This window comes from Rhizobium sp. CSW-27, assembly GCF_018760785.1.
GTDB lineage: Bacteria > Pseudomonadota > Alphaproteobacteria > Rhizobiales > Rhizobiaceae > Neorhizobium.
Genome location: NZ_JAHHZO010000001.1, coordinates 535,901 through 550,918, shown reverse-complemented (window position 1 = coordinate 550,918; position 15,018 = coordinate 535,901). Strand labels below are relative to the sequence as shown.

The following is a 15,018-nucleotide window of genomic DNA, read 5'->3' as shown; positions in this document are numbered from 1 at the left end:
CGTTGAGCGGCCCTGTCATAGTGGAAAAGGCGGGCGGGGGGGAAGTCCTTTTTCGAGCGGCCGGCCGCGCCCGGTCAGGCGATCCGGCTGAAGCCGGTGCGGGCGGCCTCGGTGAACTCGGCATAGGGCATGGCCCTGGCGAAGGCATAGCCCTGCAGCAGGTCGCAGCCCATGTCGCGCAGCATGGTGGCATGTTCCAGGCTTTCCACGCCCTCGGCAACGGTATCGACACCCAGCGAGCGGGCAATCTCGATGATCGAGCGCACCAGCGCCCGTTCCTGCGGTGCCGTCAGGATCGGCATCACCAGCTGGCGGTCGATCTTCAGCCGCCGCGGCTTCAGTTTCAGCAGGCTGACGATCGAGGTATGGCCGGTGCCGAAATCATCGATCTCGATGTCGACACCGAGCGCCTTGATCCGTTCCAGGTTCTCCGTCACCAGATCCTCTCCGTCATCGAGGAAGATCGATTCCAGGAGTTCGAAGGCAATCTGGCCGGGGGTGATCGGCAGCGTCTGCAGCGTGTCGATCAGCGCGCGGTCGCTCAGGCGCCGGGAGGATACGTTGACGGAGACCCGCGGAATGCGGATGCCGGCGGCGGCCCAGCGCATCTGGTCCTTCAGCACGTTTTCGAGGACGATCTGGTCGAGGGTGGCCGCCACGTTGAGATCCTCGGCGATCTTCAGGAAGGCGTCGGGCGTCAGAATGCCGCGCTGCGGATGGTGCCAGCGGATCAACGCCTCGACGCCGGCCAGCTGACGCGTGATGGCGCAGAACTGCGGCTGATACCAGGCGGTGAACTGGTGGTTCTCGATGCCGGCCAGGATCTCGTCCGCCGTCTGCTTGTGGCGAATGATCTCGGCCTGCAGGTTCTGTGTGAAGAATTCGAAGCGGTTGCGGCCAAGGCCCTTGGCCCGGTAGAGCGCGATGTCGGCATTGACCAGCATCCGCCGCGCATCGATCTTCATGCCGCGTTCCTGGGCGATGCCGATGGAAACGCCGCAGCGACAGGAAAAGCCCTCGAAATCGACGGGCTGGCGCAGTTCGGCGACGATCCGCCCGGCCAGCGCCGCCATGTCCTTCGGCTCGGCATTGTCGGCCACGAAGATGACGAACTCGTCGCCGCCGATGCGGGCCACCAGATCGCGCGGCCCGACATTGCGGGTGAGGATCTGTGCCGCATGCACCAGCATGGCGTCACCGGCGGCATGTCCCAGCGTGTCGTTGATCTGCTTGAAGCGGTCGAGGTCCAGATGCAGCAGCGAGACCTGCCGGCGCTGCCGGCGGCTGTCGAGCGACAGGGCGTCGAGTTCCAGGTCCAGCTTGCGGCGGTTGGCAAGACCGGTCAGCGGATCGTGCAGCGCGTTGTATTCGATGCGGCGGCGGGCAAGCTCCAGCTCCACGTTCTTGGCATCCGCCTCCAGCTTGGCGGCCTTCAGCCGCTCCTGCATCAGCATGTCCTCCGTCACGTCGAAGGCGATGCCGACCAGCTTCTGGCTGCCGTCGCGCAGGGTGTGCGGCCGGCCGATGGACCGCACGAAGCGGATGCTGCCATCCGGCTGCGGCACGCGCACCACCAGCGGCTGACCGGTGGGCCTGGACGGAAAATGCGTCGAAAGCCGCTCGGCCAGCCGGCGGTCGTCCGGATGGACCAGGCTCAGCCACTGTTCGGCGGTGATGTGGCCGTCGGTGTAGGGCACGCCATAGAGCTGGCACATGCGCCGGTCCCAGATTTCGGTGCGGGATTCCGGATGCGATTCCCAGATGCCGCAATTGTAGGAGCCGAGGGCGAGATCGAGCCTTGTCGACAACTCCTCCAGTTGGTGCTCGCGGTTGGACAACTCGTCCAGCGCCAGTTCCAGTTCGGCATTCTTGATGTCGCTGGTTTCCTTGGCGGTGCGCAGCCTCTGGTTCATCAGGATATCGGCGGTCACGTCCCAGACGATGCCGGTGGTGCGGGTGCTGCCGTCGGCATGCCGGTAGCTCGCGCCGGCCGAGCGCAGATGGCGCAGCGTGCCGTCGGAGAGACGGATGCGGTAGATCTGGGTGCAGGGGCTGGTCGAGCAGATGCAGGTGAAGAAATGCGCCTCCGCCGCCGCGGCATCTTCCGGATGGATGCTGCGCAGCCATTCCTCCAGCCGGTTGCTGTCGTGATCGTCCGGGCGGTCATGCAGCGCCGCGGCGCGCTGGTCCCAGGTCAGATGATTGTCGCCCGTCACTTCCCAGATGCCGATGTTCGAAGTCTCCATCGCCAGGTTGAAGCGTTTCGACAGCTCCACGAGATTGGCCTCGCGGCTCTTCAGCATGGCGATGTGGCGGTTGCGCTCGCCGATCAGCAGGCTGGCGAAGAAGATCGGCAGGATCATGCCGAGCCCAGCCGCTGCCAGCAGCCAGCGGAACGACAGCTGGTCGGTCGGGCTGGCGTCCCAGCCCTGGCGCGGTGCCGCCATCACCTCCCAGCGCCCGCCGGCAACCGGAATGGCGGAGGCGACCGGCGCCAGATCGGCAAGATCCGCCTGCCCGGTCAGCAGGGTCTCGCCGCGCGGGTCCACGTGGCGCACGGCCACATGCAGCCACTCATCCGCCAGCATGTCGCGAAAGGAGACCGAGGCGCTCTGCACGTCGATGCCGGCTTCGGCGAAGAATTGCGGCTGGTCGATGATCAGCGCGAGCGCCCCCCAGGATCTGCCCTCGCGGATCACCGGCACGACAAGCGTCAGCGTCTGGTCGCCGGCGCCGGCCACCTCCAGCGGGGGTTGTGTCGTGTCCTGCTCCTGCAGCCGCGCGGCGAGGGCGGCAAGGTCGAGACGGGCAAAGGTCCCCGCCGTACCGGTCGCGGTCTCGTTGCGCAGGATCAGCCGGTCGAACTTGCGGTCCGGCGCCAGCGCCACCGCCAGCGTGTGCGGAGTCTGCTTCAGGAGGCGGCGGGCATCTTCCTCGAAGAGGTCGGGGCGCTGGATGCCCTCATGCGCCAGCAGATGTGCCAGATGGTCGGCGATCAGCATGTCGCCCTGCAACCGGCCCTTGACCCGCTGCATCAGGCTGTTGACGGTGCGTTCCGTCGCGGCCCGCAGCTGCTCCTGGTAAACCTGGCTGCGATAGCGGTCGATGACGACGCCCGCCGCGACAAGCACGAGCGCGATCGCTGCGGCGATGAGGACGGGCTTTCGCCAGCGGACATGTGCCTCGTCCGTGTGCCGGTTCGACAGGAGCCAGGAGACCAAGCGGACGGGCCTTTTTTGAAAGCTTGCAGACATCAGGCGCCATCCTTACGGGCGCCGGGTTAATTTCCGATTGCGCTGATAAACGGAAACCGCCGGGTTTTCCTGCGCGGACAACGCCTGAGGATTGCCTGCGGCCGCCGATTTCGCGGCTGCTTCCGCCGGTTGGTTGCAATTTGTAAAAATTGTCTTCATCAATAAGGTGCCGGATGCCATGCGGACGGGCAAATTTCGCCATAATCGGAAGGCAAAACATGTTTCGAAACAAAACATTCGCCGATGTGCCCAGAGCTTACACCATGCGCCTCCTGATCGCCGCACTGCTTGCAACCGCAAGCATCCTGTCCCCGCTGTCGACGGTTGCCCAGAGCATGGATGTCGAATCCACCATCAAGGCCATCGACAAGAAGAAGCTGAGCCTGACGCTGGATGACGGCAAGGTCTACAAGGTGCCGGAGGAGTTCAACTTCGACGGGCTGGCCTCGGGCGTCAAGGTGGTGGTGTTCTATACCATCGTCGATGGAAGCCGCGTGGTGGATGACCTGCAGATCGTCCAGTAAGACCGCCGCCTGACGCATGCAGCCGGTCGGCGCGCGTCAGAGCCACTCGACGCGGCCATTGTCGCGTTCGATGACGAGAACGCGGTCCTGATGGATGTCGCAGCGCGCCGCATCCATTTCGTCCCAGCCGCCGACCAGTTTCAGCACGCAGCGGATAACGCCGCCATGGCTGACGCAGACGGTCGGCTGTTCCACCGATTGCAGCCAGGCACCGATCCGCCAGGAGAGGATTTCATAGCTTTCCGCATCGGCGCCGGGCGGAATGAAGCTCCACTTCTGCCGCGAGCGCGCCTTCAGCCGCTCCGGTGCCAGCAGCCGGATTTCCTCCAGCGTGTGGCCTTCCCAATCCCCGAAGGAGAGTTCGATGAGCCGTTCGTCGGTGCGGTAGGCCAGCGGATCGAGGCCGATCGACTGGCGGGCGAGCTGCATGGTCTCCCGCGTGCGGGAGAGAGGGGAGGCCACGAAATCGAAGGCCTCCACCCGATCGGTGAGAAGTGTGCGCAATGTCTCGCCGTTGTGGCGCGCCTGGGCGCGCCCCGTGTCGTTGAGGCCGATATCCTTCTGGCCCTGAAGCCTGCCTTCGGCATTCCAGTCGGTCTGCCCGTGGCGGATCATGTAGATGAGCACGGTGCCTGTCCTGGCGTTAGACCTCAGTCCTTGACGACGGAAATGTCGGGCGCGTCCACCGCCTTCATGCCGACGACGTGGTAGCCGCTGTCGGCATGGTGCACCTCACCGGTGACCGAGCGCGACAGGTCGGAGAGCATGTAGAGACCGACATCGCCCACTTCGTCAATGGTGACCGTGCGGCGCAGCGGCGCATTGTACTCGTTCCACTTCAGAATGTAGCGGAAATCGCCGATGCCGGAGGCGGCCAGCGTCTTGATCGGGCCGGCCGAGATCGCGTTGACGCGGATGTTCTTCGGGCCGAGGTCGACGGCGAGATACTTCACGCTGGCTTCAAGCGCGGCCTTGGCAACGCCCATCACGTTGTAGTTCGGCATCACCTTTTCGGCACCGTAATAGGTCAGCGTCAGCATGGAGCCGCCGTCCGTCATCAGCTTTTCAGCGCGACGGGCAACCGAGGTGAAGGAAAACACCGAGATCTGCATGGTCTTGGAGAAGTTTTCCGGCGAGGTGTCGATATAGCGGCCGGTCAGTTCGTCCTTGTCGGAAAAGCCGATGGCGTGCACCAGGAAGTCGATCTTGCCCCAGCGCTGTTCGATGTCGGCGAAGACGGCATCGATGCTGGCTTCGTCGCTGACGTCGCAGTGGCCGGCGAGCGTCGCGCCGAGTTCGGCGGCCAGAGGCTCGACGCGCTTCTTGATCGCGTCACCCTGGTAGGTGAATGCCACTTCGCCGCCCTGTGCATGAATGGCCTTGGCAATTCCCCAGGCGATGGAACGATTGTTCGCAACACCCATGATGATGCCGCGTTTGCCTGCCATGAGGCCGGTTGCCTGAGCCATACTCTATCCCCTGAGACTTTAGACGAATTTTGCCTATGGCATAGCCCGCCCCCGCGTTCAAGCTTGACGCGGATCATCTCCTGTAAGGCTCCGTAACAATGGGTGCGCGATGTTGGATAACGTCGCAAAACCGTCACACGAAGAGGCCGTAGCGCATGTGGCGCATCAGGTCGATCACCTTCGGGTCCGGTTTCTCCCAGAGAATGACGCGCACCTCGACCACGATGTCGCCGCGCTGTCCGACCTCCCTGTGCAGTCCGAGGCCCGCGATCCTGAGGCTCTGGTCCGAGCCGGTCCAGGCGGGAATGGAGACGGCAACCCGGCCGCCCGGCGTTTCCACCTCGGCTTCGGTGCCAAGAACCGCATCCTCCAGCGAGATGGGCAGCACCGTGTGCAGGTCGTGGCCCTCGACGCGGAAGCGCTCGTCGCGGGCAATGCGCAGCGTCACCACCAGATCGCCGCGCTGGGTGCCGGGAATGCGCAGTCCCTGGCCGGGCAGGCGGATGACATGGCCGTCGGTCATGCCGGCTTCCAGGGGCAGGCGCACCTCGCGCCCGTCCGAGAGCGAGACCGTGGCCGGGGCAAGCTGCAGCATGTCGTTCAGCGATACGGTGGCGGTGGCGATGAGATCCGGTGCCTTTTCCGGTGGCGGCGTGCTGCCGCGGATGCGTCGCATCAGGCCGGAGAGCAGTTCGATCGCCTGCAGCGGAAGGGGCGGCGGCGCCTTCTGGCCGGACGGGTCGCCCTTCGCTTCGGCACCGGCGGCGGCCTGTGCCTGTTCGGGGGCGGCGGCGTCGGGGCGCGGCGGTGCCTGCTGTGCCCTTGCCTGCGACGGGCCGTGCGGCTGGGCCTGACCCGTACCCGCACCCTGACTCTGGCTCTGGCCTTGCCCCTGTCCAGTGGCCGGGCGGGGATCGGAAGGGGAGCCGAAGATGCGGTTGATGATGTCTTCCGGGCTTTCCTGCTCGCTGCCCAGCGTGCCGGGGCCGGCGGTGCCCTGGGCATGGGCCTGGTTCTGGGCGCGCTGTGCATTGGCGCGGGCCAGTTCCTCCATCACCTTTTCCGCATTGGCGCGGGCGGCGCGGGCGCGCTCCTCCGCCTGGCGGGCCGCCTCCCGCTGCTGCATGATGGTCTGCTGCGTCTCCACCGCCCGGTCGTAGCGACGGCGGCGGTCCGGATCCTTCAACACTTCATAGGCCTGGCCCACCTCGGCGAAACGCCGGGTCGCCAGCGGATCGCCCTGGTTGTGATCCGGGTGCAGCGTCTTGGCCTTGGACCGCCATGCGGCCTTTATTTCGTCGGGCCCGGCGTCTTTCTGAACGCCCAGAAGGGAATAGGGGTCGCGCATCACAATCCACCAACTCGGTTCCCTGCGCGACACCGGAATGACCGGGTGCGCCGAAGGTCAAACAACTCGTGCCGGCCCGACAGGTTCCGCAAGACGGACTGTCGACCCCTGGCTTATGCCGCGCAGAATAGGAGCAGGACTCTCTAAAGAGGATTTACGCCGCCGGGACAGTAAAATTAAGCTTAAGGGAAGGTAAGCGCGCGTCATGCATTGCGCCGCGGCGGGCCATGGCCGCGCACGGCCCGGCGCCGGACATGCGGGCTGCCCGTCTGTGTTCGGCGTTACTGGCGTTCGAAGGAGGTCAGCATCCAGTCGCCGCTGTCGACCATGCAGGCCTGGCCGGTGAACTTGGCGATGCCGTCATAGGAATGGCGGGTGGTGACGAAGCCGCGGCACAACTGCCCCGACACCTTCGCCTCGCGGATGCCGGAGACGACGCCGGCGCTGCCGGTTGCCGTATTGGCCCAAGGCAGGGGCGAGGCGCCTATTTTCGACAGGTCGGCGGAGGTCACGGCATTGCGCACCGTCACCTCGTCGGATACCGCTTCTTCGGAGCGCTTCGGAATGGTCGACGTGGAAAGGCTCCGGTCCACCTTGGGCGAGCTGTCGAACAGGTCGAAGGCGCCGCTCGTGCAACCGGATACCGAGCCAGCAAGGAGGACTACAATGGCTGCATTGAGCAGAAGCGACAGCGGCGTCCGGGTGCGGTTGTTTGTCTTTGCTGTCACTGCCACCTTGCGTCCAGTCCGGAAACGGTTCACGGGTTGATTTGATCAGATCGGGAGCATTTTAGTCAATATGTCTGAAGATCGGTTAACAAGCGGTGACTTCACCCTGGAAAGCGAACCCTACGCCCTTTTCGCAGAATGGCTGAAGGATGCAGAAGGTTCCGAGATCAACGATCCGAACGCCGTGGCGCTGGCCACCGTCGATGAGCACGGCCTGCCTAATGTGCGCATGGTGCTGCTGAAGGGGTTCGACGAGCGGGGCTTCGTTTTCTATACGAATTTCGAAAGCCAGAAGGGCCGTGAAATTCTCGGCCAGCAGAAGGCGGCCATGTGCTTCCACTGGAAATCGCTGCGCCGGCAGGTGCGCCTGCGCGGGCCGGTAAGCGTGGTGTCCGACGAGGAGGCCGATGCTTATTATGCCTCGCGCCCGCGCGGCAGCCGAATCGGCGCCTGGGCCTCCAAGCAGTCGCGGCCGCTGGAAAGCCGCTTTGCGCTGGAAAAGGCCGTGGCCGAATATACCGCCCGCTATGCGATCGGCGAGATTCCGCGGCCGCGCCACTGGTCCGGCTTCCGCATCGAACCGACCTCCATCGAGTTCTGGCACGACCGGCCCTTCCGCCTGCATGACCGGGTGGAGTTTCGTCGCGCCGCGCCGGGCGAGGACTGGGCGAAGGTGCGCATGTATCCCTGACCGGGGCGCAGGCGGCACGACCGGCGACGGCGGTGGCGTTCAGCCGGCCCCCATCGCGAAGGGAATGCCCGAGGCGAGCGCCGCCACATAGCGGGGCTCCTGATAATAGCCGTTCAGCGAGATGCGGGGCAGGGCCGTCAGTCGGCCGGCATCGCGCTCGCAGACCGTGCCGGGCTGCGTCGTCACGGCAATATCGAAGCCCAGCCGGCGGGCAAGCTCCTGCTCGCGCTCGGAAACGGTGGCCTGCGTGCCATAGGGATAGGCGATCGCCCTCGGACGCCGGCCGGTCAGGTTCTCCAGCCAGTCGGCCGAGCGGCGCATTTCCTGCAGGGCCTCCGCGTCCGTCAGCCGTCGCAATGCCCGATGGCTCACCGTATGGGCGCCGAGGGAGGCAAGCGGATGGCGGGCGAGACGCGTCAGGTCGTCGCGCCCCATCGTCAGGCGGCGGGTGATCTCCAGCGGCTGTATGCCGTGCCGGCGCGCCAGGGCATCGAGTGCCGAAACCGCCTGCGCCTCGCAGTCGCGCTCGATGAAGCGCGCGAAGCGGTCGAAGGCATCGAGCCTGGCGGTGCCGGTCGACAGATCCAGTTCCTCCTCGCCAGTGCCGAAATCGAAGCGCAGGCGCTCGCAGCCGTTCAGCAGATCGGCCAGGGTTTCCCACCAGATGGTGTGGGTGCGATCGGCAAAGCCCTCGTTGATGAAGACCATGAAGGGAACGCCCTGCCGTTCGAAGACCGGCAGCGCATGATCGAGATTGTCGCGATAGCCGTCATCCAGCGTGAAGCAGGCAAAGGGCTTCTCCTGTGGCTCGAAAAGCCGGCGCGGCACATCTTCCAGCCGCACGAAGTCATAGCCCTCTTCCTTCAGCCGCAGGATCGCCGCCTCCAGAAAATCCGGCGTGACTTCCAGATGGGCGTTCGGTGCGCTGGGCCGTGCCTCGGCCGGGCGGACGTGATGCAGGGTGAAGATCGCGCCGCGCCCGCGCGCCTCCGGCAGAACGCCGGCGCGCGCCAGAATGCCGGCCGTCTCCAGACCGCCGGTGATCAGGCCGCGACGAAGGTTGCGGCGCCATATGGCTTCGATCCTGCTGTTCATGCCCGCCGCCGCGTTTCGCCTCCGCCCTGCTTTCCGGTCGGCACAGGCTAGCGGCGGAGGCTTAAGCCTTCCTGAAGGTAGCCTTTGGCGGGCTGCTGCCGGCGCACGGGTCTCAGCGCAGCACGCCGTCGAGCAGCGGTAGGCTGATGATGCCGGCGGCAGCGATCAGGCAGAAGCAGATGCGGCGGAAGGTATCTTCGCTCGCCACGCCGAACAGGCGCGAACCGATGGCAATGCCGATGCCATAGCCCGGGCCGACGGCGGCGGCCAGCAGCAGCGTATCCAGCCGCAACAGGCCGGCGCTCAGATAGGAGGTGGCGGAGATCACCGAGGCAAGGGCGAAATAGACCACCAGATTGGCCCGGACCACCGTCCGCTCGATGGCGCCGCCCAGCCAGTAGGCGACGACCGGCGGCCCGGACAGTTGCGCCACGCCCCCGAACAGGCCGGCCAGCGCGCCGGTGGCGATGCTGAGCGCCGGCTTCGGTCTGCCGCGATATCGCCAGCCGGAGATCAGGAAGGCCAGCAGCGCCAGCACGATGCCGCAGATCGCCCAGCGCAGCGCCATCTGCGGGGCAAATGCCAGCAGCGCCGTACCGGCGGGCACGCCGACCAGCGCGCCGATCAGCATGGTGCCCACCTCGCGCCGGTTGGCCCGGCGCCACGCATCCGGCAACAGGCCGAGCGTCATGATGCCGTCGATCACCAGCAGCACCGGCGAGGCCGCCTGCGGTCCCGCCACCGCCCCGGCCAGCGGCACGAAGATCAGCGCGCCGCCGAAGCCGGAAAAGCCGCGCGCCAGCCCGCCGGTCAGCGCGGCGCAGAACAGGAAGGCGATCTGCATCGGCGGATGCAGCGCGAAAAAGCTTTCGAGTTCTGCGGCAAGGGAAGCGGAAAGGAACATACGGGCGGGACCAGTGGCGGCAAGCACACTGTCTGGAGCGCCGTCTCCGGTCTGTCAAGGGAGGCTCCCGTCCCGCCGGCGGCGGCTTTGCCTCCGGCGCGCCGCAGGGCTGCCTGCATCTCCGGCTTGCACCGTAACAGGCATGGACCTTTGCACCGAATCAGGCTCTCTTGCCGTAAACAAATGGAGAACGAAATGCTCGACGACCTGATGACCGCCTTCGAGGCGGCTTCGCGCCGCTATGCCGAGGCCAATGGCCTTGAGCGCGATCCCGACTGGTTCATGCTGAAGCTGCAGGAGGAAATGGGGGAGCTGACGCAGGCCTGGAACCGCGTGACCGGTCGCGGCCGCCCCAAGGGGCGCACGCCGGAGGATCTGGCCCGCGATCTGGCCGACGAGACCGCCGACGTGCTCGGCCATGTCCTGCTGCTTGCCAGGGCGAACGGTCTCGATCTGGCCGCGGCGGTGGAACGCAAATGGCGCTTCAGGCCGGCGTGACGGCGGCCGGATGGCGGTCGAAGAAGGCGCAGCAATGGTCGAGACTTTCGGCGATGGCCGCGCACAGCGCCCGGATCTCCCCTGTCGGCTGCAGCATGTCGGGCACCATCACCGCCATGGTGCCGGCGGAGGCCGCGCTGCGGATGCCGTTGAAGGAATCCTCCAGCGCCAGACAGTCCCCCGGCGCAACGCCCAGTCGCTCTGCCGCGGCAAGATAGGGATCGGGTGCAGGCTTGCCATTGGCATAATCGCCATGCGCCACCACCTGATGAAAGCGCTCCAGAATGCCGAGTTCGCCAAGGTGATGCTTGACCTGGAAATGGGCCGAGGAGGTGCAGACGGCGCGCGGCAGGCCCAGCCGGTCGAGAAGATCGAGCATCGCGGTGACGCCGCGCTTCAACCGCAGTTCCGTTTCCAGCAGCCGGTCGAAATGCGCAAGCCACACCGCCCTAAAGCCATCGGCATCGAACGCTTCGCCATAATGCTCCCGCAAAAGGTCCGCGATGCTGACCCAGGGCCTGCCCAGCATGCCCTCGTAGATCGATGGCCCGATCGGCAGGCCCTCTTCGGCAGCGGCGGAAATGATCGAGCGGCGATAGAGGATTTCGGTATCGAGCAACAGGCCATCCATATCGAAGATGACGGCTTTCGGCGGGCGGGGCAGCATGGACATCGGATCTTGCCTTCAAAAACGCCGGATACCCAAATCCTGAAACGGTCGCAAGAGGTAACCGTCCGGATCGGCGACGAGGCACTGGCGGTTGCCAACCTCGTGATCGTCGCGACGATACCACTTTTCCTCCACCGGCAAGGCAAGTGGATGGCCGGCACGCTGAAGACGCGCGACGATCGCTGACACGTCCGGCACGCGAAGCTGGAGATTGAGGCCGCGCCCGAGCGGCGGCACGAGGGGTCTCTCGTCGTCGAACGTCCGACCCATGCCGATCTGGTCGATCATCAACTGCGCAGTGCCGAGCGTCAGAAAGGCAAATCCTTCCTCGGGGCGCTCGTAGAGAGTTTCAAAGCCGATGAGATCGACATAGAAGGCCCGACTTTTCAGCCAGTCCGTCACCGCCAGTTCGGGAACGAGCGCGTTTTCGGAAGCGGTGGCCCTGTTGATGGCTTGGCGGATGAAATCGCCCTTGGCGGCCGTGTAGAGGTCGCCGTCCCCGGAATGGAGCCTCGCTAGTTCCTGCTTCAGGACACGATAGGCATAGGCGAGATGCGGATCGGCTCTCAGAGCATTGCGAAAGAGGACACGCTCGCGATGGGTCCGGCTGCCGGGTGGGCAGAGATAGACCCGTCGAGCGGGATGGCCCAGCATCAGGAAGGCGAAGACGCCGTCGCCGTGTCGCGAACCGCGCGGCTGGTAGCCGGATTTCTCCAGCAAATCAGCAAGAGCCGGAATGTCGGCAGGGTCTGCTACAGTTAGGTCCATATCGATCAGCGGTTTGGCGCAAAGACCTGGCACGGATGTACTGCCGACATGCTCCACTGCCGAGGCCGGCAGGCCGAGAAGCTGCTGTAATTCGGTGCTGGCTCTTTCGAACGCCAACGGCCAGGCCGGGTCGTAATCAACGATTTCAACCCGCGTCGCCATGGTCCGGCCTCACGCCTTCGTGCCGCCCACCGTCACCTGATCCATCCGGAGATGCGGCTGGCCGACGCCGACAGGCACCCACTGGCCCGCCTTGCCGCAATTGCCGATGCCGGTATCGAGCTTGCTGTCATTGCCGACCATCGAGACGCGCTTCATCGCATCCGGGCCGTTGCCGATCAGCATGGCGCCCTTGATCGGCGCGCCGATCCGGCCGTTTTCGATCAGATAGGCTTCCGTGCAGCCGAACACGAATTTTCCGGAGGTGATGTCCACCTGCCCGCCGCCGAAGGAAACGGCATAGATACCCTTCTTCACGGAGGCGATGATCTCCTCCGGCGTCTTGTCGCCGGAAAGCATGTAGGTATTGGTCATGCGCGGCATCGGCTGGTGGGCATAGCCCTGGCGGCGGCCGTTGCCGGTCGGCGTCATGCCCATCAGGCGGGCATTCTGCCGGTCCTGCATGTAGCCGACCAGTTTTCCGTTCTCGATCAGCACGTTATAGGCCGACGGCGTACCCTCGTCATCGATGGTGATCGAGCCGCGGCGGTTGTCGATCGTGCCGTCATCGACCACGGTGACGCCGGGGCTCGCCACCATTTCGCCAAGCAGACCCGCAAAGGCGGATGTCTTCTTGCGGTTGAAATCGCCTTCCAGCCCATGGCCGACCGCCTCGTGCAGCATCACGCCCGGCCAGCCATTGCCAAGCACCACATCCATGGTGCCGGCCGGTGCCTCGATGGCCTCCAGATTGACCAGCGCCTGCCGCAGCGCCTCGTCCGCGCCTGCCTGCCAGTTGCTGCCGGTGACGAAATCGCCGAAACCGATGCGTCCGCCGGTGCCGAAGGAACCGCTTTCCTGCCGGTCGCCATCGCCGACCACCACGGAAATGCTGATGCGCGTCATCGGCCGCACGTCCTGCACGCGGTGACCGTCGGCGCGCAGGATGTCGACCACCTGCCAGCTGGCGGCGACGGTTGCCGTCACCTGCCGCACCTTCGGGTCCCGGGCGCGCAGATAGGCGTCGATCTCGGTCAGCAGTGCCACCTTCTGCTCGAAGGACGGCTGGCCGATCGGGTTCCCGTCGCCATAAAGCTTCTTGTTGGTGCGCTGGGGTGCCGCCGCATAGGAACCTGAATAGCCGCGGGTGACGGCGCCGACCGCATCCGCCGCACGCGACAGGGCGGCGGCGGAGAGCTCGCCTGCATGCGCATAGCCCACCGCTTCGCCCGCCACCGCGCGCAGTCCAAAGCCCTGATCGGTATTGAAGGAACCGCCCTTCAGGCGGCCATTGTCGAAAGAGAGCGATTCGGCCTGCGCGTGCTCGATGAACAACTCGCCGTCATCCGCGCCGGAAAGCGCCTCGGCAAGCATCCTGCGCAGGCGCGTCTCGTCACAGTCGAAGAGGGAGATCAGGTCGGTGGTCATCAAAACGTCCTTCGTGAAGAGAGGCGGTCGTCGGGTGGGCTTGGTCACTGTGCCCAACGTGGGTGGTGAGCCCTTAATGTCAAGCGGCTTTACATCTTGTCAGTGCCTTTTCGCAGAACGCTAAAAGACTGAGAGAAATATTCTCGCGACGGAGGGCAGATGCGTGACGTTGTCTGCTTGAAAATAAACAAAAATACGGTAAATTTCCATATATACATGTTTTTCTGGAGTGGTGGCGTGTTTTGAACAATATATTTGCATCCGTCGGCAAGGGGTGTGCCAATCAACGTCAGGACGTTTTTGTTGTTCAGCGGAAAATTAATCAGGTCATTGACAAAATGTCTGGTGTCAATCCGCTCGTTGTTGATGGAGTGGCGGGGCCTGCGACCTTCAATGCTATTTACGAGTTTCAGCGTCAGGTCGTTCAATTGCTGTTGCCAGATGGGCGAATGAGCCCCGGGGGGATGACGTTCGAGAAATTGAACGAGATGGCGAAACTGCATCCGGCACACTCGATCTCTGAAGTCGTTTCTTACAAGTCTACGGTCCCTCCCAATCGCAGACTCGTCAGTCCTTACTCTATTGCCGTTGTCGCTTGGGCAGTGCGAAAGGCTGGAATGAACGGTGCGGTTATCACGGATACATTTCGGACCGCTGATGAGCAGGCTAGACTGATGTATGAAAACGCCAGAAAGGACTTGCGAGCTCAGTACGCGCTATATGGTAAATTTGGAGATTTGGTGCTCGATGTTTACAAGGAAAATTCCGGAAAATCGCAGGATGTTGTTTCGCTTATGAGAAAAAAAATAGAAGAGTTATACGAAAAAGGGGTAAAGGTTTCCAATCATATTTCTAGAAATGATGATTATGAAAATTTAAATGTTTTTGATATCGGCGTAGGAAGCACGAAATCAGTTTCTGGCCAAACTTTTAGCAAGAAACGATTTGGAAGTGAGTTGAATGAATTAAAAAAGAGGGGCTACATTAAGAAATTGCTGGACGAGACTGAAAAATCAAACCAGTGCTGGCATCTTGAAATCGTGCCGAATTCATTGCCGCTTCCGGATTTCAACAGGGTGCTGGTCAGATGAGATCCGTGCTGCTCTGCCTGTCTGTTTTATTGGGTTGGGCTGATATCGCGTCTGCTGACTGTCGTGTGCATGCCTCCGAATTGTCTTTGAAAGGCGCTGTGGCAGGTATCGTGAAGGGGCATTCGTCTGGTCGCTGCGATGCTGACAGTGGTGAGCCTGTAAGGTGGGATGTTCTGGATCTTCGGGAGGGCGGGCTTATTATTGTCGAGCAGAGAGACTGCAGTATTCGCAATCACATGTGACGTTGATGTCGCTTCAGGAGGTTCCCCGCTCGCGGAACTGCAGAAATTCGCATCCTTGGTATCAATAATGCGGATGTGGCGGGAGAATTTGACCAACATCGACATAAAAATTCTGCTCAATGAACTTTCTCCTTTTCGGAGAATTATCA

At 63.8% G+C, this 15,018-nt stretch carries 14 protein-coding genes and 1 pseudogene; 4 read left to right on the top strand and 11 right to left on the bottom strand.

Annotated features, from left to right (window positions below):
• Positions 1-74: 74 nt before the first annotated feature.
• The gene (locus tag KLP42_RS02830) at positions 75-3,221 is read right to left on the bottom strand and encodes a bifunctional diguanylate cyclase/phosphodiesterase (protein ID WP_252192706.1); all 3,147 of its coding nucleotides are present in this window, start codon (positions 3,219-3,221) and stop codon (positions 75-77) included.
• A 296-nt stretch (positions 3,222-3,517) separates the two neighbouring features.
• Between KLP42_RS02830 and KLP42_RS02825 the strand changes: the two genes are divergently transcribed.
• The gene (locus KLP42_RS02825; RefSeq protein ID WP_215564823.1) at positions 3,518-3,778 is read left to right on the top strand and encodes a DUF1344 domain-containing protein; all 261 of its coding nucleotides are present in this window, start codon (positions 3,518-3,520) and stop codon (positions 3,776-3,778) included.
• Between the two features lie 36 nt (positions 3,779-3,814).
• Here the strand turns inward: KLP42_RS02825 and KLP42_RS02820 are convergent, their stop codons facing one another.
• The 4 genes from KLP42_RS02820 to KLP42_RS02805 form a co-directional block, all read right to left on the bottom strand.
• Positions 3,815-4,405 (bottom strand): histidine phosphatase family protein, encoded by a 591-nt coding sequence (locus KLP42_RS02820; protein ID WP_215564596.1) that lies wholly within the window; start codon positions 4,403-4,405, stop codon positions 3,815-3,817.
• A 23-nt stretch (positions 4,406-4,428) separates the two neighbouring features.
• Positions 4,429-5,247, bottom strand: coding sequence for an enoyl-ACP reductase FabI (gene fabI, locus KLP42_RS02815; protein ID WP_215564594.1), 819 nt, complete (start codon positions 5,245-5,247; stop codon positions 4,429-4,431).
• Positions 5,248-5,380: 133 nt separating this feature from the next.
• Positions 5,381-6,595, bottom strand: a complete 1,215-nt coding sequence (locus KLP42_RS02810) for a J domain-containing protein (protein ID WP_215564592.1) — start codon at positions 6,593-6,595, stop codon at positions 5,381-5,383.
• 281 nt (positions 6,596-6,876) lie between these two features.
• Positions 6,877-7,329, bottom strand: a complete 453-nt coding sequence (locus tag KLP42_RS02805) for an RT0821/Lpp0805 family surface protein (RefSeq protein WP_215564590.1) — start codon at positions 7,327-7,329, stop codon at positions 6,877-6,879.
• A gap of 64 nt (positions 7,330-7,393) precedes the next feature.
• On the opposite strand from KLP42_RS02805, the gene pdxH reads away from it, so the two are divergent.
• Positions 7,394-8,014: a pyridoxamine 5'-phosphate oxidase gene (gene pdxH, locus KLP42_RS02800; protein ID WP_215564588.1), complete on the top strand. Its 621-nt coding sequence runs from the start codon at positions 7,394-7,396 to the stop codon at positions 8,012-8,014.
• Between the two features lie 39 nt (positions 8,015-8,053).
• On the opposite strand, the gene KLP42_RS02795 is transcribed toward pdxH, so the two are convergent.
• Both KLP42_RS02795 and KLP42_RS02790 read right to left on the bottom strand, forming a co-directional pair.
• Positions 8,054-9,109, bottom strand: a complete 1,056-nt coding sequence (locus tag KLP42_RS02795) for a polysaccharide deacetylase family protein (RefSeq protein ID WP_215564586.1) — start codon at positions 9,107-9,109, stop codon at positions 8,054-8,056.
• A 112-nt stretch (positions 9,110-9,221) separates the two neighbouring features.
• The gene (locus KLP42_RS02790; RefSeq protein ID WP_215564584.1) at positions 9,222-10,013 is read right to left on the bottom strand and encodes a sulfite exporter TauE/SafE family protein; all 792 of its coding nucleotides are present in this window, start codon (positions 10,011-10,013) and stop codon (positions 9,222-9,224) included.
• A gap of 195 nt (positions 10,014-10,208) precedes the next feature.
• Here KLP42_RS02790 and KLP42_RS02785 point away from each other — a divergent pair, with 195 nt between their 5' ends.
• A complete protein-coding gene (locus KLP42_RS02785; RefSeq protein ID WP_215564582.1) occupies positions 10,209-10,511 on the top strand; it encodes a nucleoside triphosphate pyrophosphohydrolase family protein in 303 nt (100 codons plus the stop codon).
• Here KLP42_RS02785 and KLP42_RS02780 read toward each other — a convergent pair.
• The 4 genes and pseudogenes from KLP42_RS02780 to tldD all read right to left on the bottom strand — a co-directional run bounded on the left by KLP42_RS02780 (position 10,498) and on the right by tldD (position 13,536).
• Entirely contained in the window at positions 10,498-11,184 is a 687-nt protein-coding gene (locus KLP42_RS02780; RefSeq protein WP_252192705.1) for an HAD family hydrolase, read from the bottom strand. The two genes, KLP42_RS02785 and KLP42_RS02780, sit on opposite strands and share 14 nt — an antisense overlap.
• A 12-nt stretch (positions 11,185-11,196) precedes the next feature.
• Positions 11,197-11,631, bottom strand: coding sequence for a bleomycin resistance protein (locus KLP42_RS02775; RefSeq protein WP_215564821.1), 435 nt, complete (start codon positions 11,629-11,631; stop codon positions 11,197-11,199).
• A gap of 6 nt (positions 11,632-11,637) precedes the next feature.
• Positions 11,638-12,111 (bottom strand): annotated as a pseudogene (locus KLP42_RS02770) (GrpB family protein); the annotation flags it as partial.
• A 9-nt stretch (positions 12,112-12,120) separates the two neighbouring features.
• Positions 12,121-13,536: a metalloprotease TldD gene (gene tldD, locus KLP42_RS02765; RefSeq protein WP_215564580.1), complete on the bottom strand. Its 1,416-nt coding sequence runs from the start codon at positions 13,534-13,536 to the stop codon at positions 12,121-12,123.
• A gap of 242 nt (positions 13,537-13,778) precedes the next feature.
• Here tldD and KLP42_RS02760 point away from each other — a divergent pair, with 242 nt between their 5' ends.
• Positions 13,779-14,627 (top strand): peptidoglycan-binding domain-containing protein, encoded by an 849-nt coding sequence (locus tag KLP42_RS02760; protein ID WP_215564578.1) that lies wholly within the window; start codon positions 13,779-13,781, stop codon positions 14,625-14,627.
• Positions 14,628-15,018 lie beyond the last annotated feature (391 nt).